Below are 20,797 nucleotides of genomic sequence, written 5' to 3' on the forward strand. Positions count from 1 at the left end.
GAGTGTAGAAGCACGCGCGGAAGTGGACGTCGTGATATTAAGTACGAGGCCAAAGTTGATGATCGTCGAGGAGGGCGGATCGCGGTGGTGACGGTGACGAGACCGGGTGGCGGCGGGTGACGACGCAGCGGTTCCAGATCCTGTCGCTGGACGGCGGGGGGTTGCGGGGGATGTTCTCCGCAGCCGTGCTGGCCCGGCTCGAGGAGGATCTCGGCATCCGGGTCACGGATCACTTCGACCTGATTGCCGGCACGTCGACCGGTGGCATCATCGCGTTGGGCCTGGGGTTGGGCATGACACCTCGCGAGATCCTCGAGTTCTACACCGACCTCGGTCCGCGGGTCTTTCGTGACCGCAGCCGGTTGCGGGGCCTGCGGCACCTGGTACGTGCCAAGTACGCCGCCGGGCCGCTGCGCGCCGCGCTGACCGAGGTGCTGGGCGAGCGGACCTTCGGCGAGAGCACCAAGCGGTTGGTGATCACCTCGTACAACGTGGGGCGCCGACGACGTGTACCTGTTCCGCACCCCGCACCTGCCGCAGCTGACCCGGGACTGGCGCGAACGGGCCGTCGACGTCGCCATGGCCACCGCCGCCGCCCCGACCTATCTGCCCGGCATGCCGCTGGGCGGTACCCGGCTGGTTGACGGAGGCGTCTGGGCGAACAACCCGGCGATGGTGGCCCTGACCGAGGCCGTCGGGCCGCTCGGCCTGCCGCTGGACGCGATCCGGGTCTTCAGCCTGGGCACCACCACCGACGTGCGCCACCGCAGCCGCCGCCTCGACGGAGGAGGGCTTCTGCCGTGGGCTCGCGACGCCGTCGAGGTGCTGATGCGCGCGCAGAGCGAGAGCGCGATCAAGCAGGTCCGCCACTTCCTCAGCAACGACCGGGTGCTCCGGCTCAACCCGACCGTGCCAACCGGGGTGCTCGCCTTGGACAAGGTCGACGCCGACGACCTCATCGGCCGGGCCGCCCACGAGAGCCGCGCCGCCTCCCCGAGCTTCAACCGCTGCTTCGCCGACCACCGCGCGCCGGCGTACGTCCCGTACCACCCGGCCCGGAAGGACTGACGCGATGGACACCATCGAGCAGATGCTCTCCATGCTCCTCGACGGGGCGGTGGAGACCCTGGACATCTCCCCGCACCTGCAGCAGCTCGCCGTCGAACGCTACGAGGAGGTTGGCACCTGGCTCGCCGAACACGGCGAGCCGGACTGGCGCATCTACCCCCAGGGATCCTTCCGGCTCGGCACCGTGGTGCGTCCGACCACCCGGACGGGAGAGTACGACATTGACCTGGTCTGCCGGGTGCCGCGGCGCAAGGAGAACATCACCCAGGCCCAGCTCAAGCAGTTGCTCGGCGACATGCTCCACGCCTACCTGCGGTGGAAGACCCGGCAGGGCCACACCGACGGCCCCAAGTCCTGCGAGGCCCGCCGCCGCTGCTGGACCCTCGAGTACCCAGACCACGGCTTCCACCTCGACGTCCTGCCCACCATCCCGGACATCGAGCACCCGCCCACCGGCATCCTGCTGACCGACCAGAACCTGCGCGAGTGGCAGCACAGCAACCCGATCGGCTACGCCGACTGGTTCAAGCGGCGCTGCGAACAGGGCCGGAGCCTCGTCGAGGCCAAGCGCCACCTCAACGTCGCTGACGTGCCCGACTGGACGGTCCGCAGCACGCTGCAGCGCATCGTCCAGGTTCTCAAGTGGCACTGCATGCTGCGGTTCGCGAACGACCCGGACAAGCGGCCCCCGTCGATCCTGATCACTACCCTCGCCGCCCGGGCCTACCGCGGCGAGCAGGACCTGTTCACCGGCACCCGAGCCGTGCTCGACGGGATGACCTCCTTCATCGAGAACCGCCACGGCACATGGTGGGTGCCCAACCCGGCGCACGAGGAGGAGAACTTTACGGACAAGTGGAACGAGTACCCCGAGCGGCGCCTGGCCTTCATCGCCTGGCACCGGGACATCGTCACCGTGCTCGACGACCTCGCCGGCCTGCAGGGCAAGGGCCTCCAGGTCATCGCTTCCCGCATGTCCGAGGGCTTCAGTGCCGGACCTGTGTTCAAGTCGGTGGAGGGTTACGGTGACCGCATGCGCCACAGCCGCGAGACCGGGGCCCTGCGCATGACCTCCACCGGCCTGCTCACCACCACCGCCACCACCGGCCCCCGGGTCCGCGACCACCACTTCCATGGCGAGCACCCCGACCCGCGCCGTTAACCTCCGCCGTCAGCTCATCGCGATCACCGCACTGCTACCGGACGCCGTCGGTGCGGTCCACCGTGGTGAGCTGGCGTGCATCATCCGCCTGCAACCGTCCCCGGCCAGCCAGATCTACACCGTGCGGCTGACCTATCGGCACGGCCGACGCCCCGAGGTGATGGTCACCGACCCGCCGCTCGCCCGGCACCCAGGGGCTGCCGCACTGCCGCACGTCTACGCCGGCGACGAGCTCTGCCTGTACTACCCCGGCCAGTGGAAGCAGGACATGTTCCTCGCCGCCACGGTCGTACCGTGGGCCGCGGAGTGGCTCATGCACTATGAGATCTGGCTCGTCACTGGACGATGGACTGGAGGTGGCCACACCCATGCCGGCGCAGGCCAATAGCCAGCTAGGAGCTACAGGGTCGTGGACCCCGGTTCCGCTCGATTCTCGGCTGCACCGCGGCCCTGCGGCCATCACCTTCGCTCCCGTGCTCGGGAAACTCGAGTCGCTGCCGTTGGACCAGCTCACCTGGGAGAACTTCGAACGGATCCAGTGGCGGGTCATGCGCGATGTCGAGGGTCTGCGTCACGCGCAGATCTACGGCGAGCGCGGCCAGAGTCAGTACGGGCTGGATGTTGTCGCGCTCGCGCCGGACGGGGTCGGCGTTGCACTGCAGAGCAAGCGCTACAAGCGGTTTGGCCCGGCAGAGCTCAAAGCCGCTGTGACGAAGTTCCGGTCGACGACCCGTCCGTTCCAAGTGAGTCGGCTCATCATCGGCGTGAGTCGAGAGGTCACGTCGACCAAAGTCGTCGAGGATCTCGCTAAGTTCCGGGCCGAATTTCACCCGATCACGTTGGACCTGTGGGACAGGCAGGAGCTGTCCCGACTCCTTCGCGGCGCACCGGAGATCGTCATCGAGTTCTTCGGCCTCCCGACAGCCGAGGCGTTCTGCCTGCCGTTCGAGCTGGAACCCGTGCGGGTGCCGACCGCCGACGCGGTAGCCATCCGGGAGGCTCTGGCCCGGACACCGGAGGAGACAACGGGTGCAGCCGCCCTGCTCCGGAAGGCACGCGCCGCGTCGGAAGAGCCCGAGCGCGCCTTGGCTCTGATCGAAGAAGCTCAGGGAAAACTGCGCGCAGCAGGATTTGCCAGCTACGCCGAGCAGCACGAAAACGAGCGTACTCGCCTTCTGGCGGGTCTCGGTCGCGTCGGCGAGGCGGCTCGGCGGATCCTGGATGACATCTGGACAGCCCTCGACCGAGGGCTGAGCACCACTGCGCAGATCGGCCAACGGCGACTGCGCGAACTCGCCCGCGACGCGGCACCCGACGGTCCAGCGGTGGAGTTGGTGAAGGTCGCCGACGCGGCGATGGACCTGTATTTCGACCCGCTGGCGTCCTTGCCGGAAGCCCGTGTGCTGGTCGTCGGTGAGCACGCTGACCAGGTCCGACTCGCCGTCCTTGCCGGCGAGACCGCACTCGCGAACGACGACCATGCCTGGCTGACCCGCGAGCGGCAGAAGCTGGCCGCGCTGGCGGAAACGGAGACCAGTGACCGAGTGCTCCAGACGCGGCTGCGGCTGCTGGTCGCCGAGTCGAGCGGCGACTGGTCGAACCTTCTCGAGGACGCGCGGAAACTCCGCCTCGGACACGCCCTCGGCGGCCTGGTCACAGCGCGCTACGCGCGGCACTGTGCGCTACATCAAAGATTCGAGGAGGCAGAAGCCCTCTGGGACGAGGCAGCCGGTGACGCGTGCCTCGCCCAAAGCTGGACAGACGCGGCAACCTGGACATTCAGCCGCCGAGCCTTCCGCAGCCGCTGGAAGCCCTTCACAAGCGACAAACTGCTGCCGCTGCAAACGGCGCTACGCGAGATGGGGCCCACTCGCCCCATCATCGCGACTGCCGAGGGCGCCTACGAGGACGCTCTGGAAGGGCTACGCGTTCACAAGCTGCGCTCCGCAGCGATCTCCGCCCAACGAGCACTGCGAGACGCTGTGGCGATCAGCGACTGGGTGGCAGAGGGCAAGGCCAGGCAAGTCCTGGCCGCCGCGCTGATCGAGGCGGACGAGCCGGTGGCCGCCGCGCGCCACCTCACCCGCGCAGGCGACGTCGAAGCCATCAAGAACCTAGGCAAGGCGTGCTCCAGCAGCTTCATCGACATCACCGCCGACCTGTCCGCCCCCAACTACTGGACCGTCGGTACCGCCTACCGGCTGATCTCTCAGCAGGCAGACGTGATTCCCGACGGCATGGTAAGGGTGATAGCGGGTCACATCGTCGCCGAGATCGCAGGCGCTGAAGCACACGAGCTTGTCGACCTCAGATCCTTCGCGACCTCTCGTTACCGCGGAGCCCTGAGCGCTCTCGCCGGCATCTCCGACCGCCTCACGTCTGAACATGCCGAGACGGTCTTGTCCCACTTCGAGCGGCAGCCGCAGGTAGAAGTCAATCACTATCGCCTCCACGATGAGGACGAAGCCACAGCGGTAGCGCGCATCGCAATCAACCAGCCGGCACTCAGCCAGCGAGCCATACCGCACTTGGTGGCGTTGTTGGCCCGGTCGCAGTCATCTCGCAACCAGGCCGCGCGGGAAGCTATCGACCATTACATCGAGATCGCGAAACCTCACCTCGCCGAGCTGGCCGCCGAAGATGACGGGTGGGCGCAGGAGACGATCGCCTATCACGATCCCGAAGCCAACCCGCCGGAAGTTGTCGAGCAGGCGTTGAGCCGCCTCACTACCCCACTCAGCCACCAGCCGGGCGTCTACAGCACGGGAACCACCGCCGTCGGCGACTCGCTGCTCGTTCGTGCGATGCCCTCCACGCGCCTGGAGCCAGCCGTCGCGGAACTCCTCCGGCGAGCCGACGACCCCCACGTCGGCTCTAGCGACCGAGGGGAATACCTGATCGCCGCGTCCAATCTCGCTCACCATCTCGACGACAACGACCGCGACAAGCACTTCCCGGTCGCCCTGCGATGTGCCTCCGCGCCTACACCGTCTGAGCACGACGAATTTGATCAGCGGTTCGACCATCGGCTCGGATTCCTACAGATCACCAACCCCGACCAGGATAGCCGTGACCGCGCGTTGTTCCTCGCGGCCTGCCTAGCCACCGACGACGCTCAACGCGTTGCGGTCAGACGCCAGGCGTACGCACTTCTCAGAGCCGGCGAAAACTCGGACTACTGGCCGACGCGAGCCCTGCAACAACTCGGTGACGCAATGAAGGACGACGTTGGATTCCTGGTCGCGCAGGGGTGGGCACTCAGGTCGCTCGCGGCAATCCTCTGGGCGCGGCACGGCAACCCGCCGCAAGCCGGGGCACGGCTCGCCGCCGATACTGACGTCCGCGTCCGACGAGCCCTTGCCAAGGCCCTCGCCAACGTCGAAGTCGCGGACTATCAGTCCTCCGCGCGTGACCGGCTCGCCCAAGACCCCTGCCACAGCGTCCGCTCCGCCCTGTGCAGCCGGACAAGATAGTCCGAGTAGCGTGACCCCACGCTGCGATTGACTGCCGCTCTTCGGCCGGGATGCTCCGCCTTTCCGGGGTGCTCAACCTTGCGCCAAGGCATCAGAATGGACTGCGTGGCAGTTTCGCCCGGCACAGCAAGAGCGACCGGCCCCAACGGCAACTCGTCGGCACCTACGGTCCCGGGTAGGTCTGCCACGCCCGGTGGCCTATCTGGCCCTGCCTACGTCAGATATTCCCGCGACACCCTGACCGTGGACGGCGGGCCGGACGGCCGGTGGATCGCCGCAGACGAGTCTGGCTGGGATGGCGAGGCCCTTTTTCAGCCCACTGAGCCGTACATGACCATCGGTTCGGTCGCCATCGACGACGGCGATGCCGACACGGTGCTGGCCCTGCTGCGCCGCGACGCCGGGATCGAGCAGGCCGCTGAGCTCAAGTTCGGCCACTTCGCCCGGGGCCGTAACCAGCGACGACTTGAGGTGCTCGCCGGAGCGCTAAGGCCCGGCGGCATGCTTGCTGGCAGGGTGAGCATCTTCATGATCGACAAGCGGTTCTTTGTCACAGCCAAGATCATTGACTTGCTGCTTGAGGAGTATGCGCACGAGAACGGGGTGGACCTGCACGCGGACGACCAGGCTCGGCGGTACGCACAGAAGCTGATCGAAGAGGGCCCGCGGCGCTTGGGGCCACCATGTTCGACGAAGTGATCAGAATGTTCGTCCGCTTCGCCGGCATCCGCAACCGAGGACAGGCGTTGGTCGAGGTAGCAGAGTTGTTCCAGGTACTCGATGCTGCCGAACGCCGATCGCATCGCCGAGCGATCACGGACATCCTGGGCATGCTGCTACGGTGCCGCGCTGAGGCTGATGAACTGCAGAAGACGATGCTCGAACCGGACTTCCTTCTGGCCATGGAACCGTTAATCCCGACGATGCCCGCCGTGCTCAACGAGTGGTCACGGCAAATCGGGCCGGCAAGCCTGCTCATGGACGCCCACAAGGTTCTGACCGACGACCGCATCGACATCTTGTGGAAGGCCATGACGGCGGGTCACCCAGACTTCCGATACCTCTGGACTGGCGTCAGGCCACGAGGGCTGGCACGGGGTGACTCATCGAATCATCCGTCGATCCAACTCGCCGACCTCGTAGCAGGGGCGGGACGTGCCGTGGCGCACTTTCACGAGGGCTTGACCACCTCCACCGCCGAGGTCGGCGCCGCACTCGCAGCCAGCGTCGCCCCGCTCATCACACCGCACAGCCTGATCGCGCACGACGAGCCCATCCGCTTCTCCCGGCCAAAAGAGTGGAGGGGCCGCCCGCCTGCAGGCTCGTAGTTCGCAGGCACCCCGATCCTGTTCGGTGTGAACGCGGGTTCAACCTTGGCCCATTCGTTCGGGGGTCCGAAACCATGGGTCAGTTTCAGGCGGAGCCAGACGTTCGATTCGTTCTTCGGACCGGACTGCTCTATATGGCCGTGTCCAGCTCGATCGAGTACGCGGGGCCCCTTACTGTCGGGTGGTGCAGCGATGGGATTCGCTCAATGAGCGGCAGCTCGACCTGCTTCGCCGGATCCACGGCGGCGATGACCTCAGCGGCTCGGACGGCGTCGAGTACCGCCGGTCGGCGCGTGCGCTCCAGGACCGGAACCTGGTGACGGTGACACGCAAGGCAGGGGTGTGGAGGGCGTCCTCGACCGATGCCGGTCGCTACTACCTTGAGCATGGCCACCATCCCGATCATCCCGACCATCGTGCTTCCCTCCCGCGGTCCGAAACACCGGCACCCGGCGGCATCGCCGGCGGCGCTTCGTCGGCGGACCTGCTGCGATCGGCTCGCGAACTGCTCGACCGCCTACAGCACGAGGGCGGCATGGTCCGTATCGAGAGTCCCGACAGTGAAACGCGGGCCCGGTACCGCCGGATCATTCACGCGTTCAAGCAGCAGGGACTTGTGCCATCGGGTCACCATCTGCGCCACACTGGCCGCGACGCCGGCGACATCGTCATCCGCTTATACACCGGCGCCGGTCTGGACGAGACCGACTGGAACAGGATCCGGCTCAACACCCGACGTGTCACCACCGACCCGCATCTGGCGTTCAGCGCCCTCGAAGCCGATCCGACCAGCCTCGCCGTCAGCCCGGACCTACTGCCCCGGGCGTTGCTGCTGATCCGGCAGCTCGCCGGCGAGGCGGCCCGGCGTGGGCACCGGCTCGGGGTCAACACCAAGGCGAAACACCCGCGGATGTTCCTCCAGGCCGGGCAGGTCCGACGCACGGTCACCCTGACCGAGGAACGCGACCAGGTCCTGCACGAACCCACCGCCGAGGAGCTGAAGGTGCTGCGCCTGCGGCCGTGGATGAAACCCGCGGAGTTTGACGTCGTCGACTCCGGCAGGCTCCGCTTGGAGATTGCCCGGGCCGGACACGACAACCGGGACACCTGGACCGACACCGCACGCGTACGTCTGGAACAGCGCGTCGCGCAGATCATCCAAGGGTTCGAGGCTGGCGTCACCGCCGACGAACAGCAACGGCGGGCAGCCGAAGCCGCGCGGGAGAAGGCCGCGGCCGAGCACCGGCGGCGGCAGGAGGAAGCCGCGGCCGAGCGCAGACGGCAGGAGGAGGCCACCCTCGCCCAATGGCACGCCGCGATGGCCGACGCCCGCGTCCAGGCCGCGGACAACATCCGCGCGGAAACCTTCCGCCACGCCTACCAGGCGTGGACCACCGCAGCCGGCATCCGCGCGTTCTGCACCGCCCTTGAACAAGCGGCCGAGGGGCGGACCCGCGCCGGTGGGTACCTCGCCAGCTGGGTCGCGTGGGGCAGGGCCGCCGCCGACCCCATCCGCAATCCCCGCGTGCTAGCTGACATCGACTACAACCCCGAACCCGGACCCGACGACCTGCGCCCGCTCCTCAATGGCTGGAGCCCCCACGGGGCACGCAAGGAGCACCGCCCTGATCACGACCGTCAGGCCCACGCCGGCATCCGCCGACAGGCCGAATCGTGGCACCACGGGCTGCTCGACCGCGGCGCCTGACGTGCGTCCACCCCTCAACCGCCACCACACTCCGGCCGGATGCGCACGAGCATGCGCCGGGACCTGCCGCCATCGCGGCGCGAACCGCCGCCATGACCCGGTACCACGCAACAAGCGACGCTCACCCGAAGGACGACTGGATGAGAATCGACCCCTCCCGCTTCACCGTCGGCGACGAATGGGCGTACCGGCAGTCGGACCACGCACGGTCCGAACGCGTCCGCATCCTGGCCGTCGAGCCGAAGAAGAACAGAGCCCGCCTCGAGATCAGATTCCTCGACGACCCCGACGAACGCGTGGAGAAGGTCCCCGGATCGCGGCTGCGGGTGCCGTGGAGCGAGGTCGGGAGCTTCGATGCGCTGATGGCGAACTGGCAACGCATCGACGACCTGAGCCTCGATCACACAGAGGAAGCCTGCGTCGAGGAGATCTTCGGCCTCCTGATCAGCGAAGACGTAGCCGAACTGCTCTGGTCCCCGGTGTCATGCGCCACCGACATCCACGACAGGGCCCGGCTGAGCGAGATCATCGACGGCCCGGTCGACGACATCCTCGCCTCGGCTGAATGGTTCGACCACGACGGCCGGACCATCCTGTCACCGGCCGGCACCCTCCACCTGGTCGAGGCCGCGTGCCATGCCCATCCGACCCAGGTCCTCGACCTCGTCATCGAGCAGGAAGCCCAGTCCCGCCGCAAATGCAAGTTCGGCGATGAGCACCGCGTCGGCCGCGACAGCCGGTCGACGACACCGGAATGGGAGTACGACTGGTACCGCCGCCACGACCGGCCCCGTCACGAGCTACTACGCCAGTGGTGCGGCCACCGAGCAGTCACCCACCACGAACGGTTCCTCGCCGCCGAAGCCGAAACCCACCGCCTCGACATCCTGGTAACCGACCTCCTCAAGGCCTTGGACAACCTCGGCGAACACGATCAGGCTGCCCGGTTCGCGGAGGAACACGAACGCGACCGCATCACACCCCACACGATCCGCCCCGTGGTCGAACGCCCCCTACACCCCTCCGAGATACCCGTACGCGAGATCAAGGTCAGGCACCGCTGGTGGTAAAACCTCGCCGGACGACGCTGTCCTCGCTGCAACGCCGCCATAACCAGCCGTCGCGTGCCAGCGACTGCGGATCCGGCTGCAGAACTAGTCGTCGACGGCGGTCAGCGCGGCTACGACCAGCGTGAGCGCGGCGACCATCCCCTCCGGCGACGGCGACGGCGACGGCTGTTGCGGCTCGGCGCTGAGCGACCGCGGTGCCGCACCAGAGGGCCCCACTAGCTGCTGTCAGCCCGGGAGCGGGCTTGCCCGAGCAGTTCTCGTGTGTGAGCCAACTCCACGGTGACGCCGGCGAAGCCGGCGGCCACCGCCCGGGCGGTGATCTGCACATTGGTCGTGTTCCAGCGGCACCCGTTTCTACGATGCCACAGTTCGCATGGACTCGCGGCAGGGTAGTGCGGTGTCACTCATCGACAGCATTGGTGCCGACTAGCAGGCGATAGCGGCAGGCGTGGACCCGGCGCAGCAGGAGGCCGCAGCTGTCGACCATGCAATTGAACGCTGGAGCACTCACTCCTCCTCGGAGAGCGTTGAGATGGTAGCCCCTATTTCTAGCAACTCATGCAGCAGCTTCAGCAACCGCCGACCATCAATCAACTGTACATCCCACGCGCCGATAGCCTTCTTAGCCGTCTCTGAAAACTCGCCTGTGGTCACCACCATCCCAGACTCGGCCGCATGCTTTTGCATTGCCTTCACGAGTGCGTGAATACTCTCGCTTTCAATCGGCTCTGAGCCACGTTCGATCGCCACTAGAGTGATACCGCTGGCGAGATTCGAATGAGGATGCGCCGCTCGAACGCTATAGCCCGAAGTTGAGCTATCTACGACCGGCTCGACGTCCTGATATCCCATCGCGATTAGAAGTGCCAGAACAAGCTGTTCAAACACAAATGGTGGCAGAGATTGCAAATCAGAGTCCAGCGGTTCGCTATCGGTAGCGCGCAAAACGCTCACCGTCTCGGCAATCCGTGTCATTGTCTCCGACCTACGAACTGAACGCACCGTCTCAACACTGACGCTGCCCGGGAACTTGGCAGCCGCCGTTCCAAGCAACCCAGAAAGGGTCAACAGACGCAATTGCGCGCCTGTGCACTCAAACATTTCCTGGCCAAGTTCGGGGCGAGGGCTTATCGGCTCCCCGTTTTTGTCGAAAATCCACCAATCGCTTTTGACGTCATTCGTCACCAAGGTAATTAGGTTATGCCGAGGCTCCTCGGAAGCTCGATCGAGAACCTGCCTCCAGAAAACGTAATCGCCTGCAGCGCCATACGGAGACTTTTTCCCCGCATCCTTGTAGCCAGGAGGAATTTCGTTTGGGAAGCGGAAATCGATAGCTTCGCTAACGATTTTCGTCAGTTGTGGCTGCGAGTACGGCTTCCCTATCCTGCCTCGCGTGAGGAGGTCGAGCCGCTGAAGTATCGGATCTTCGTTCCCGATATCGCCGGGACCGATGTCATGTTCCTCCTGCAACGCCTTCAGCTCCGCCAAAGCCGAATCCATGAGACCGACAAGCCTGTCGTGAATGGACTTCTCGTCCAGTCCATGTTCTTGTGGGGCCCAATCTCTGCCTGCCATGTTGTACTGCCTAAATTCAACCAGGCGCTGAACTGACTTCTTCAGATTCGACACAGCAACGGCACTGGCCTGCGCAAGCGTCAATCGCATATCCCGAAACTGAGCCATCTTGCCTTCGACCACCCCCCGCCTGTTCCGGTGGAACTCGGTCGCAGCTTGGTGCGGAACCCACAGGCGATCCTCGACATTCTTGAGAGTCGCAAACACCTGCTCTCTTGCTGCTCTGGTCACTCTGTACAGGTGAAGCAGAGCACTTGCATCTAAAACAACCAAGCCGCCAAAGGAAGGGCCCCCTACGTCCGGATTTGTCCAGGAGCGGAAGGCCTGATGAAGTCCTAGCTTGCCTGGATCGGGGGTGCCGAGTGAGTCGCTCACGGGCACAAACTACGCTTCTCCAAGCTTGCCGTCGAGCCTGCGTCGATGCGTGTCGACCCGATGCGGCGCACTAGGTAGCCTCCTATTGAGGCCTCGCTTCTGCGAGCAGAAGTAGGGCGTCGGCCGACTATGGTTGGTCATGGTGACTTCGATATCGCATCAACTCTGACTATTGCAGTTTGAGCGCCTTCGGATACCGGCAGGTCGCCCAGCGCAGCGCTACCTGTGCCAACTGGCACGATAATGACCAGTCAACGCTGAGTTGCACGCAGACGGTCCCAGCAGCGGCGCAGGTTCAAATACTGCCGCACCGCCATGACTCAGATCAGAGGCGTCTGATCGGTTCGCCGCAAGCTTGAGGTGCGGAGAATTGGTCCGCCTATGGTGGCTCATCCGAGTCAGCGTGCGAGGCCTGGCATGGTGAAGTCAGCGAGGGAAAAGGAGACTGGACGCCACGCAGTAGGCAGTGGGGTGATCACCGCCGACTCGGTCCATGTAAACTCAGTAGTATCCGATGGAACCACCGAAGCGACATCCTGAGCGCTGACCTCGAAGACGCCAGCGATATGCGCTGGTTTAAGAACCGACGCGACAAAAGCCTCGCTTTTGAAGACGACCTGAGTGAGAATCCACTCGTCACCATAAACGACGCTTTTGTTGTACTCATTACGGCTCAAGTGAAAAGTGCCGCGGCTGTTGACGCTGCAACCTTTGACCTCGACGCGAAGCGCGGGCGGGCCGCTGCACTCGATGTCATAGCCAAATGTATCGGAGATGGGCGCCACGTGGGTGGGATTCCGGCCGTCGGCTCGCAGCGCCGCCAGGATAACCGCCTCGGCGGCATCGCCCATTCGCTTAGCGAACTCGGACTCACGGGAAGGGCTCACTGAGCGGACGACGTCCAGAAGTATGTCGTCAAGCTCGGGATCAAGCCATTCCAAGTCGCGCAAGACATTTGTAGGGATGTACTCGCGGGAAACGCGGTGGGGCGACACCGCGAGGCGCAGCCAGGAAGGCTCGTCGTAGGTCAACAGCACCCGGGCAATATGACGCAAGGTTGCACTGTTAGCTATGCTCGCGATCCCGGCGAGCGGAGGCGCTAGAACAATCGACCTGGTTTGCTTGGCGAGCCCGACCGCCAGCAGGCGCTCCGCATGCGTTGTCAAATCCGTGGCCACCGCTATGAAGCCACCTTGGGCACTGGCGGCACCGACCCAGTCTGCGACATCGCGGCGCGGTGCAAGGTGAGCGGCATGACAGAGGAGCAGAACCGCGTGAGCTACACCGCGCTTAGGCAGCATCGAGCCGTGCCTTAACATGCGACGCGATAGCCTCTAGATCGTCCGAGGCTGCCGGCTGTTCGGGCGTGTCGTTGTCCGGCTCAGGAAGAGCCACACGAACCAAGCCTGGATCGTCCATTAGCACGGACAGCGCAGTGATCTTTTCACGCAGTCGAATGTTGATGGTCTCGTCGATGCTTCCCTCACTGAGCAGCAGTGTAAACCGGGTAGTCACGTTGTCCTTGAGCCCGAGCCGGTGGATGCGGTCTTGGCTCTGCAGGAAGTGGCCAGCGTTGAAGGTCCGGTCGAGGTAGATGGCGTGATGGCACCAGTGGTGCAAGCTGATGCCTTCACCGCAGGCAGCCGGGTTGGCGAGCAGGACGTGGCAGTCTCGGTCGTGTCGGAAGCGATCCAGCTCGGCCTCGCGACTGAGCGCCCCGTTCGGCGCGCTATCTCGCGTGGGAATTCCTCCATGGACGATGGCCGGCTGGAAGCTCTTGAGGTGCGTGGCAAGCGACCGGATGTTACGTACGAAGGTAGACCAGACGATGACTTTTTCGCCACGTTCGCGCGCTTGTTCGACCATCGATTTAACATGCTGATACTTCCAAGGCGTTTCATAGTCCCGGTACCGGGCCAGCAGCTCGGCGAGCGGCTCGCTGCCGTCTAGGGCAAGCGGCGGGTGTATGAATCCAAGCTCGTCGGCGTCGTCCGAGCCGGCGACCAACAGCATCGGGTTAGTCGCGGCCTCCAATAGGTACATGACGACCCTACCGAGCCTGTCGAACTGCCGACGGGTCGGGCGGTCGAGCTCGAAGTCGCCGCGATAACGACCTAGCAGAGCGCTATAAATCGCCTGCTGGATAGGACTCATCATTCGCGTAGTCACATCGAAAGTGGTGCCGGGCAGGCCAAGGCGTGACTTGGGCGTGCGGACGAAGTAGCGTTGAATCGCGGCGCTGGTCTGGCTCAGCACATCGTCGTCGCGACCCGCGCGTTCGTTGTAAGCGCTCGCCGGCAGAATCTTTTGGTCCTGTCCTGGATAGAGAAAGCGCATGAGGGCGATTAGGTCGAAGGCGCCTTGAGGGGCTGGGGTGCCGGTCAGGATGTCACGGCGCTGAGCGGCGTAGGCGAGGTCAAGCACCGCGCGGCCGTGCACTCCCTGGGCTCCACGCTTCACCCGGTGCGCTTCGTCGAGGATGACGTGGGTGGGTCGGCGGCCGACATACCCCCGGATGCGGTCGTAGTCGGAGGCGACGCGGTTGTAGCTAGTCAAGAGCACCTCGACGTCGCTATCGATTGAGACAGCCCCAGCGTGGGTCGCGATGCGTGGCGGCCTCTCAAAACATGCGGCAGCATCCTCACGCCAGGCCTCGAAGGCGGCTAGGGGCGCGATGACGAGAAGCTGCTCAACGTCCTTGCGAGCTCGCATCAAAGTGTAATTGGCCAGCGCTACCGTGGTCTTGCCGGCACCGGGGACGGAGAAGTCCGCACCGTGCGGGAGCCGCTGGATCATCGCGAGGTTCTCCAGCTGGAAGCCGCGCAATTGTCGGCGGAAGCCCGCTGCGGCTAGCTGGGCCGCTAGTGTGTCGGGCGAGGTCGGATGGGATCCGGCAGCTACGTCCTCGCGGCGCTTCTGGTCACTGATAAGCGAGCGAATCTGTTCCTGCAGCGTTGCGCCCAGCCGAACCGGCTCCGAAAAGACCGTTCGCACCTCACGGAGCGCTGTCAGTTCGGCCAGAAATACATCGACACGCACCTCCATGCGGTCGGCCGACCCGCCGATGATTCCTCGTGACATCGATGCCTGCAGGCGGGCCCAAGCCCCAGCGACGGCTGGGGCCTGGCGGGTGACGACGACGAGCGGGCGGCCCTGCTGATAGAGCTCGGCAAAAATCACGCCTGGCGGCTTTCGATTTCGTTCAGCAGACCTCTGATTTCGGCGAGTTTAAGACCGAAGGTATGCTCATCCCACTCAGTCTGAGCCCGAGCCTTTGGGAGATCTTTGCCGATTCGCCTAAGCGCGTTGATCGCCTTATCAGCCTGGGAAAGAGGAGCCTTGACTGCTGACTGGTCTGCCACTTCGTCTGCGGCCTCCTCTGCGGCAGCGACGATTGCGCCACGTAGGGAGGTGAGAACCTGACGGGCGGAGACTCTGTCCCCGTTACCGAGGTCTACGTTCTCATCGGGCGTCCGAGCAGCAATCAAGCTGAGCAGCTCATTTAACGGCTGCGCAGGTGGGTCCTCGCCAAGCAGGTCGTCCAGCAGGTCGTCGCCCGGATCGGTAGCCTCGGCGGAATGGGCGGCGGCGAGCACCGGCTTGAGCGCCGGATCACGCTCTATTTCGCGATGGATAAGCTGTGCGGCGTCTGCACGCCGGAGATGACGCAGCTTGCGGTACTCCACGTTGGCCAACGTGCCGAGGAAATATGCCGCCCGCACACTGTCGGCCTCGGCCGCGGGTTTGTTTCGAATATGCCCGGTCAGCTCAGTAAAGGCGGACTCGTTGTCGGCGAAATCGACGTGCAGGCGAGCGCCCTTCGACAGGTCAACTAGCTGGTGCACCTGTTGAAGCTTATCGTGCAAATCCCGCACTTTCGCAACGTCGCTGTGCATGCGACGGGCGACGCGCCCAAAGTCCTTGCCCTCGCGATCGTAAAGTTCTTCGATGAGGAACGCTTCATTAACCCATGAGTACTCTTGCTTAAAGTCGCGCGCGATCTGCAGTTCTGCCTCAAGATCGACAAGCTCGTCGATCTGGGCGTCTTCCGGGAGGACAAGGCATTGGACGTAACGCGCTCTCAACCAATCGTCGTCCTGATATAGGGAGCGCAAGGCGGCGGTACGCCGATTTCCATTGATAAGAACACCCTCGGCAGTGATGATTGCAGGGTCCTGCTGACCGCGATCTCTCAGGTCCGCCTTTAGCTCTTTGAAGCCTTCCTGGCTGGTGAGGATGCGGTACTGCGCCTCCTGTGCGACCGGGCCGAGCGGGTCAGCACTGAACAGATCAGCTTGGCCAGCGCGGTGAATCTCACGGCGCTGCTCGGCCTTGGTGCGATGGTTGAGCGTGGAAAAGCGGACCCAGGCAACCTCAACCTCGACCTGCGGCAACTCCTTCTGCTCGCGTGGCCAGGCCGGAACCAGCACATGGCGCGTTGGGGGACGGTTCCGCAGCAGCGCCACGCGATCCTGGTCAAGCATCGGATTGAGCAACCGGATCATCTCCTGTAGGTGGTCGAACGGCCGATGCCGAATCTAGCCGAGATGGTGGTTCGGACCTCGCCGTTTTTGCGCTGGAAACCGACATGCCCCAGATACGCCGGCAAGGCCTGCCTATCAATTCCGAATAGGCCGAGCAAGATGCCGGGAAAGAAACGCTGCTCCGTACCCGCCCAGTTCAAGTCGCGTGCATCGGGATTGCTGCTGTCGGGCATGATATAGATGCACGGCGGGGGTACAAGTAGCCCGCCAATTTGAACGGCTCGATTCTGCTTCGGGCACCGGCGCTTGGGTGTACCACATAGGTGATTGTGAAATATGACGCCATCTACAGTCCGGTCGGCCGGGTCAAGGACGCGGGTGCGCATGCGCTGGATGCCCTTAGCGATGTGCTCACCCGGTTCGGCCTTCATGCTATCGCATAGCCACCAGAGGTACGTCTCGCGCGCCCAATCCGGCACCGACCAGCGAATGCTGCTATGTACGCCATCCGGGCAGCCTTTCTGGATGATCGCCACGTCGCCAAACCGGGGGACCGACAGCCGGTAAATAGTGTCATCGCCGTACTGGGGTTTGGTGACGCTGTCTACCAATCCCGCCCCCAGCAGCGCCTCCAGGATGTCGAGCAAAAATTGGCGGCGGCCGGCGTTGCTCGCGCTCATGCTGCCGCGCGCTGCTTCAATCGCCGCGGGCACTGCGTCGCGATACTCCTCGGCCGTCAGTCCGTACCGGGCCAGCACCTCGGTATCCGTGACCAAGTTCTGGATGAGGTAGTCCACCCGGCGCACGGCGTCAGGCGTCGGCGCCCCCGCATGGCGACATGGTGCAGCTTCGTCCGGCAGCACTGTCGTTAGCCTCCCCAGATGTCCGGCCCCGTCCACCAGGCCGTTGGGCGATCCTATGGACGGTCTCGTTCCAGGACCATGGACTTTCATGTTGCTGCGGGCCGCTCAGCCCGAGATCCCACAGTCATGATTGCGGCACAGAAGAATACAGTCTGCTGCCGGCTGAGGGCGAGCACCAGGGCCGCCCCGAAAGTTCCTCGGATACTTCTGTCCTGCTCGCAGGAAGTTGACGAGGCCGATGGCCCATGGTCAGCGGCTCGCACGGCAGCGTCAGGACTTCGGGCCTGGTCCTTCAGGGACCGTCCTTCGGGGACCGTCAGTCTTTTCGATTCGGAGAGCTGCGCTGGAGGCAGCGGCGTGTTGAGACGCAGCCGTCATGATCTGTGGTGAGGTCGTTGGCGGACGAGCGCCGACGAGAGTTGCGTGGGATCGGCGTCGGGCGGGCGGCAGCCTAGCCAGGAATCCAGAATTCGCAGCGGTGCCTGGCTCGACGGCGATCGTGGTGATCCCGCCGTCGAAGGTCGAAGAGTGTGGCGGCGTGGCTCGTCCTGGCGACGGGAACTAGCGCGGTGCCCGGAACGGGGGCGCGTCGAATGCGGTGCCGTACCCGGCGATGACGTCAAGATCGCCAGAAGAGCCGAAGTTGATCTCCAACGTGATCAAACAGCGATGGGTCTTCGAGCGAAGTCTGAGCCCGGCTCATCCATCATCGCCAGCTCATTCACGACCATGAAGCCCACGCGACAACTTCGACGGCGTGATCACCATCATCATGATCGACATCCCTGCCAAGCGCCTCATGACTCAGCAGATCAACTCGATAATCGGTACGAACGTCACATAACCGATGAAGCACGTGAACCGGACGTTATCTAAGCCTTTTGTGGTCGACGGGCCATGATCGTGGCGACTGACGCAGAATACGGCGTGCGACCCGCGAGCCCCGATGGCTTGTGGATCAACGTAAGGTTTGTACTGTAAGACCCGTGACCGAGCTAGTGTTGATCCCTTCCGATGCCAGCGCTACCAAGCCCACCGCGGCGGAGTTCTTCGCCGGCATAGGTCTCGTGCGCCTCGGTCTAGAGGACGCCGGCTTTGAGGTCACCTGGTCGAACGACATCGAACCGGCCAAGAAGGAGATGTACGAAGGTCACTTCAGGGACCCGGTTGGCGCGCACACCTACGAGCCCGGCGACATAGCGAACGTCAAGGGCGCTCAGATGCCAGACGACCTAGCCTTGGCCTGGGCGTCATTTCCCTGCACCGACCTATCCCTGGCAGGCGCACGACGCGGCCTCGCTGGCAGCGAATCAGGAACATTTTGGCACTTCGTGCGAGTGCTTGAGCAGATGGGCGACCGACGGCCGTCCGTCGTGGCGTTGGAAAACGTCGTAGGCCTGGCGACCAGCCACGGCGGCGAGGACCTTGCCGCCGCCATCCGCGCCCTAAATGATCTTGACTACTCAGTGGATGTGCTCGCGCTCGATGCCCGTCGCTTCGTGCCGCAGTCACGCCCACGGCTATTCCTCGTTGGCGCGCTTGAGCCCCCAGCCGACGAGCCCGTCCCCAACAGCGAGCTGCGGCCGGACTGGCTGCAAGCGCCGTTCGGCGATCCGAGCTTGCGGACTCACCGCACTTTGCTGCCGGCGCCTCCGCCGCCGATGACCACAGGCTTGACCGAGCTCGCGGACAAGGTGCCGTCCAGCAGCGACCTCTGGTGGGATGAGCAGCGCCAGGCAGCCTTCGTCAGCTCCCTGTCGCCCATTCAGGCCGAGCGGCTGGAATCCCTACGCAAGGGTCGCGGACTCTCCCGTCGAACCGCGTACCGGCGCACCCGCGCCGGGAAGCCGACCTGGGAGATCCGTCCCGATGACATTTCCGGATGCTTGCGCACAGCGCGAGGTGGGTCCTCGAAGCAGGCCGTCGTCGAGGCTGGGCAGGGCAAGGTTCGGGTGCGTTGGATGACGCCGCGGGAGTACGCGAAGCTGATGGGCGCCGCTGACTACCGCCTTGACGGGCTGCGCACGAATCAGGCTCTGTTCGGCTTCGGTGACGCGGTGTGCGTGCCTGTGGTGGCGTGGCTCGGCCGTGAGTATCTGATGCCGCTCGTGCGCGGCGAGCTGCGCTCGGCGGAGTCGCGACGCCTGGCGGTGGTGGGTGCCTAGCGTTCCTCGGCCGGCCCGCAACACGCTGCCGGCTCCGGCGGTCCGCGACTTTCGGGGAATGCTGGACGCGGCGCTCGCCACACGGGACGTGCATGGCCGGCAGTGGTCAGATGCCCGCTGGGGCTGCTACGCGTTCTACGACTACGACGGTGAGCCCATCTACGTTGGCCAGACCAACGAGCGGTTGCGCGTGCGGGTGCGACGGCACCTGACCAACCAGCGCACCGACGCTGTGGCCATGCGCATCCTCGACGTCTTCGAGGTCGCCGAGATGGAACTGTGGCCGCTGTGGGAGTTCGAAGAGGTCGCGGGTAAACGACACCCGGACTACGCGGCAGCCCAGCAGAGGCTCAACGCGGTCGAGTACACCGCTTACTTGAAAGCGATCCGGGAGAGCCGCTTCAAGGCCATCCTCAACGAGAAAATCCCGCCAGTCTCACCGACTGTCGACCTGCCCACATCCGGCCGGTTTCCGCTCATTAGCGACGCCATCCGCCGTGAGAGGGGGCATCCGGATATCCGCATCGCCCGTCGTGCCGAGACGATCTCCCGACTCGCTGCGGTGGCGCATGAGCGGGGTGAGGTCTCCGACGGTCTGCGGCGGGTGCTGGTCATCCAAGGCGTCCGGCTGGCCTACATCGCCGCCGTCCGGCTGGCCTACGCCGAAGGCCGACCTACACCCGACCCCTCTGCCATCGACGTCACCGGTCTCGTCGGCAGTGTGTTGTTCGAGCATGACGACAGCCCTGACCTCTTCGACACGGACGGGTAGCGGACCGAGACGACGGGCGCGCTTGGGCGCGGCGAGCACCGGACGGCTTTCGAGGCGGTTCTGACTAGGGTGAGAGACATGCCAGATCAGTCGTGGGCCTCCAGCCCGGCGACTCGACGCGCCATGCAGGGCAACCGTAGCCGCGACACCAGTCCAGAATTGGCGCTGCGCCGGGCGCTGCACGCCAAGGGCCTTCGCTACCGCGTCTGCGCTCAACCGCTTCCGGACCTGCGCCGCAAGATCGACATCATTTTCCGCCCAGCCCGCGTCGCCGTCGAGGTCTACGGATGCTTTTGGCACGGCTGCCCCCAGCACCACCGACAGCCGACGGCAAACAACAAATACTGGCGCGAGAAGCTCGCCAGAAACATGGACCGCGACCGACGGACTCACCAGGCCCTCGAGGACGCCGGTTGGCTGCTGATCATCGTGTGGGAGCACGACGACCTAGCTGCGGCGGCGGGCCGGATCGCCGAGTCGGTGCGAGGCCGTCGAGGATTCAGTACGCCTGAAGGATGAGAATCAAGGGCAGGGCCTTCTTGCACCAGCTAATACAGGGCGTTAGATGGCTAGGCCGTTGAGCTACGGCTCCCTCGCATGCCCTACTCGGCGTCCAACTCATGTTGCCGGTGCCGATGGTGGCACGGGCGTGCGTCGGCGCATGGTGGCGCTGCTAATTCCGAGCGCTGCGGACGCGTGAGGTGAGCGGTATTCGAGTCCCGGCGTGTTGTCCGCTTGATTTCCGCGACTTCAA

17 protein-coding genes are annotated in these 20,797 nt (G+C 64.8%); 12 read left to right on the forward strand and 5 right to left on the reverse strand.

Going from position 1 to position 20,797, the window contains the following annotated elements:
• Positions 1–116: 116 nt before the first annotated feature.
• The 9 genes from O7614_RS04670 (at position 117) to O7614_RS04710 (ending at position 9,809) form a co-directional block, all read left to right on the forward strand.
• Positions 117–644 carry a patatin-like phospholipase family protein gene (locus O7614_RS04670; RefSeq protein ID WP_278137260.1) on the forward strand — a complete coding sequence of 176 codons (528 nt, stop codon included), beginning with the start codon at positions 117–119 and terminating at the stop codon, positions 642–644.
• On the forward strand, positions 616–1,068 hold the full coding sequence (locus O7614_RS04675) for a hypothetical protein (RefSeq protein WP_278142144.1): 453 nt from the start codon (positions 616–618) through the stop codon (positions 1,066–1,068). The genes O7614_RS04670 and O7614_RS04675 overlap by 29 nt, the downstream gene beginning before the upstream one ends.
• Positions 1,069–1,072: 4 nt before the next feature.
• Positions 1,073–2,230, forward strand: a complete 1,158-nt coding sequence (locus tag O7614_RS04680; protein ID WP_208635351.1) for a nucleotidyltransferase — start codon at positions 1,073–1,075, stop codon at positions 2,228–2,230.
• Positions 2,202–2,618 carry a hypothetical protein gene (locus tag O7614_RS04685; RefSeq protein ID WP_104115817.1) on the forward strand — a complete coding sequence of 139 codons (417 nt, stop codon included), beginning with the start codon at positions 2,202–2,204 and terminating at the stop codon, positions 2,616–2,618. Before O7614_RS04680 ends, O7614_RS04685 begins: the two co-directional genes overlap by 29 nt.
• Positions 2,619–2,703: 85 nt before the next feature.
• The gene (locus O7614_RS04690) at positions 2,704–5,703 is read left to right on the forward strand and encodes a hypothetical protein (protein WP_278137261.1); all 3,000 of its coding nucleotides are present in this window, start codon (positions 2,704–2,706) and stop codon (positions 5,701–5,703) included.
• A 243-nt stretch (positions 5,704–5,946) separates the two neighbouring features.
• A complete protein-coding gene (locus O7614_RS04695) occupies positions 5,947–6,402 on the forward strand; it encodes a hypothetical protein (RefSeq protein ID WP_278137262.1) in 456 nt (151 codons plus the stop codon).
• Positions 6,387–7,031 carry a hypothetical protein gene (locus O7614_RS04700; RefSeq protein ID WP_278137263.1) on the forward strand — a complete coding sequence of 215 codons (645 nt, stop codon included), beginning with the start codon at positions 6,387–6,389 and terminating at the stop codon, positions 7,029–7,031. The genes O7614_RS04695 and O7614_RS04700 overlap by 16 nt, the downstream gene beginning before the upstream one ends.
• 184 nt (positions 7,032–7,215) lie before the next feature.
• Positions 7,216–8,739, forward strand: a complete 1,524-nt coding sequence (locus O7614_RS04705) for a hypothetical protein (RefSeq protein ID WP_278137264.1) — start codon at positions 7,216–7,218, stop codon at positions 8,737–8,739.
• Between the two features lie 140 nt (positions 8,740–8,879).
• Positions 8,880–9,809 carry a hypothetical protein gene (locus O7614_RS04710; protein ID WP_278137265.1) on the forward strand — a complete coding sequence of 310 codons (930 nt, stop codon included), beginning with the start codon at positions 8,880–8,882 and terminating at the stop codon, positions 9,807–9,809.
• Between the two features lie 507 nt (positions 9,810–10,316).
• On the opposite strand, the gene O7614_RS04715 is transcribed toward O7614_RS04710, so the two are convergent.
• The 5 genes from O7614_RS04715 to O7614_RS04735 all read right to left on the reverse strand — a co-directional run bounded on the left by O7614_RS04715 (position 10,317) and on the right by O7614_RS04735 (position 17,040).
• Positions 10,317–11,765 carry a PIN-like domain-containing protein gene (locus tag O7614_RS04715; RefSeq protein ID WP_347404333.1) on the reverse strand — a complete coding sequence of 483 codons (1,449 nt, stop codon included), beginning with the start codon at positions 11,763–11,765 and terminating at the stop codon, positions 10,317–10,319.
• A 392-nt stretch (positions 11,766–12,157) separates the two neighbouring features.
• A complete protein-coding gene (locus O7614_RS04720) occupies positions 12,158–12,937 on the reverse strand; it encodes a DUF3883 domain-containing protein (protein ID WP_278137267.1) in 780 nt (259 codons plus the stop codon).
• Between the two features lie 112 nt (positions 12,938–13,049).
• Positions 13,050–14,939 (reverse strand): DEAD/DEAH box helicase, encoded by a 1,890-nt coding sequence (locus tag O7614_RS04725; protein WP_278137268.1) that lies wholly within the window; start codon positions 14,937–14,939, stop codon positions 13,050–13,052.
• Entirely contained in the window at positions 14,936–16,264 is a 1,329-nt protein-coding gene (locus O7614_RS04730) for a ParB N-terminal domain-containing protein (RefSeq protein WP_278137269.1), read from the reverse strand. The genes O7614_RS04725 and O7614_RS04730 overlap by 4 nt, the downstream gene beginning before the upstream one ends.
• Positions 16,261–17,040 (reverse strand): hypothetical protein, encoded by a 780-nt coding sequence (locus O7614_RS04735; protein WP_278137270.1) that lies wholly within the window; start codon positions 17,038–17,040, stop codon positions 16,261–16,263. The genes O7614_RS04730 and O7614_RS04735 overlap by 4 nt, the downstream gene beginning before the upstream one ends.
• A gap of 1,052 nt (positions 17,041–18,092) precedes the next feature.
• Here O7614_RS04735 and dcm point away from each other — a divergent pair.
• The 3 genes from dcm (at position 18,093) to O7614_RS04750 (ending at position 20,562) form a co-directional block, all read left to right on the forward strand.
• Positions 18,093–19,271 (forward strand): DNA (cytosine-5-)-methyltransferase, encoded by a 1,179-nt coding sequence (gene dcm / locus O7614_RS04740; protein WP_278137271.1) that lies wholly within the window; start codon positions 18,093–18,095, stop codon positions 19,269–19,271.
• A gap of 58 nt (positions 19,272–19,329) precedes the next feature.
• Positions 19,330–20,043, forward strand: coding sequence for a GIY-YIG nuclease family protein (locus tag O7614_RS04745; RefSeq protein WP_278137272.1), 714 nt, complete (start codon positions 19,330–19,332; stop codon positions 20,041–20,043).
• A 78-nt stretch (positions 20,044–20,121) separates the two neighbouring features.
• Positions 20,122–20,562 carry a very short patch repair endonuclease gene (locus O7614_RS04750; protein ID WP_278137273.1) on the forward strand — a complete coding sequence of 147 codons (441 nt, stop codon included), beginning with the start codon at positions 20,122–20,124 and terminating at the stop codon, positions 20,560–20,562.
• Positions 20,563–20,797: the final 235 nt, after the last annotated feature.

The organism is Micromonospora sp. WMMD961, assembly GCF_029626145.1.
Classification (GTDB): Bacteria; Actinomycetota; Actinomycetes; order Mycobacteriales; family Micromonosporaceae; genus Micromonospora.

What these genes read in the sequence shown, in the direction of transcription:
- O7614_RS04730 (WP_278137269.1), bottom strand. Translation starts at nt 16,264, where the DNA reads ATGATCCGGTTGCTCAATCCGATGCTTGACCAGGATCGCGTGGCGCTG.
- O7614_RS04710 (WP_278137265.1), top strand. Translation starts at nt 8,880, where the DNA reads ATGAGAATCGACCCCTCCCGCTTCACCGTCGGCGACGAATGGGCGTAC.
- O7614_RS04685 (WP_104115817.1), top strand. Translation starts at nt 2,202, where the DNA reads ATGGCGAGCACCCCGACCCGCGCCGTTAACCTCCGCCGTCAGCTCATC.
- O7614_RS04675 (WP_278142144.1), top strand. Translation starts at nt 616, where the DNA reads ATGCCGCTGGGCGGTACCCGGCTGGTTGACGGAGGCGTCTGGGCGAAC.
- O7614_RS04700 (WP_278137263.1), top strand. Translation starts at nt 6,387, where the DNA reads ATGTTCGACGAAGTGATCAGAATGTTCGTCCGCTTCGCCGGCATCCGC.
- O7614_RS04745 (WP_278137272.1), top strand. Translation starts at nt 19,330, where the DNA reads ATGCTGGACGCGGCGCTCGCCACACGGGACGTGCATGGCCGGCAGTGG.
- O7614_RS04750 (WP_278137273.1), top strand. Translation starts at nt 20,122, where the DNA reads ATGCCAGATCAGTCGTGGGCCTCCAGCCCGGCGACTCGACGCGCCATG.
- O7614_RS04680 (WP_208635351.1), top strand. Translation starts at nt 1,073, where the DNA reads ATGGACACCATCGAGCAGATGCTCTCCATGCTCCTCGACGGGGCGGTG.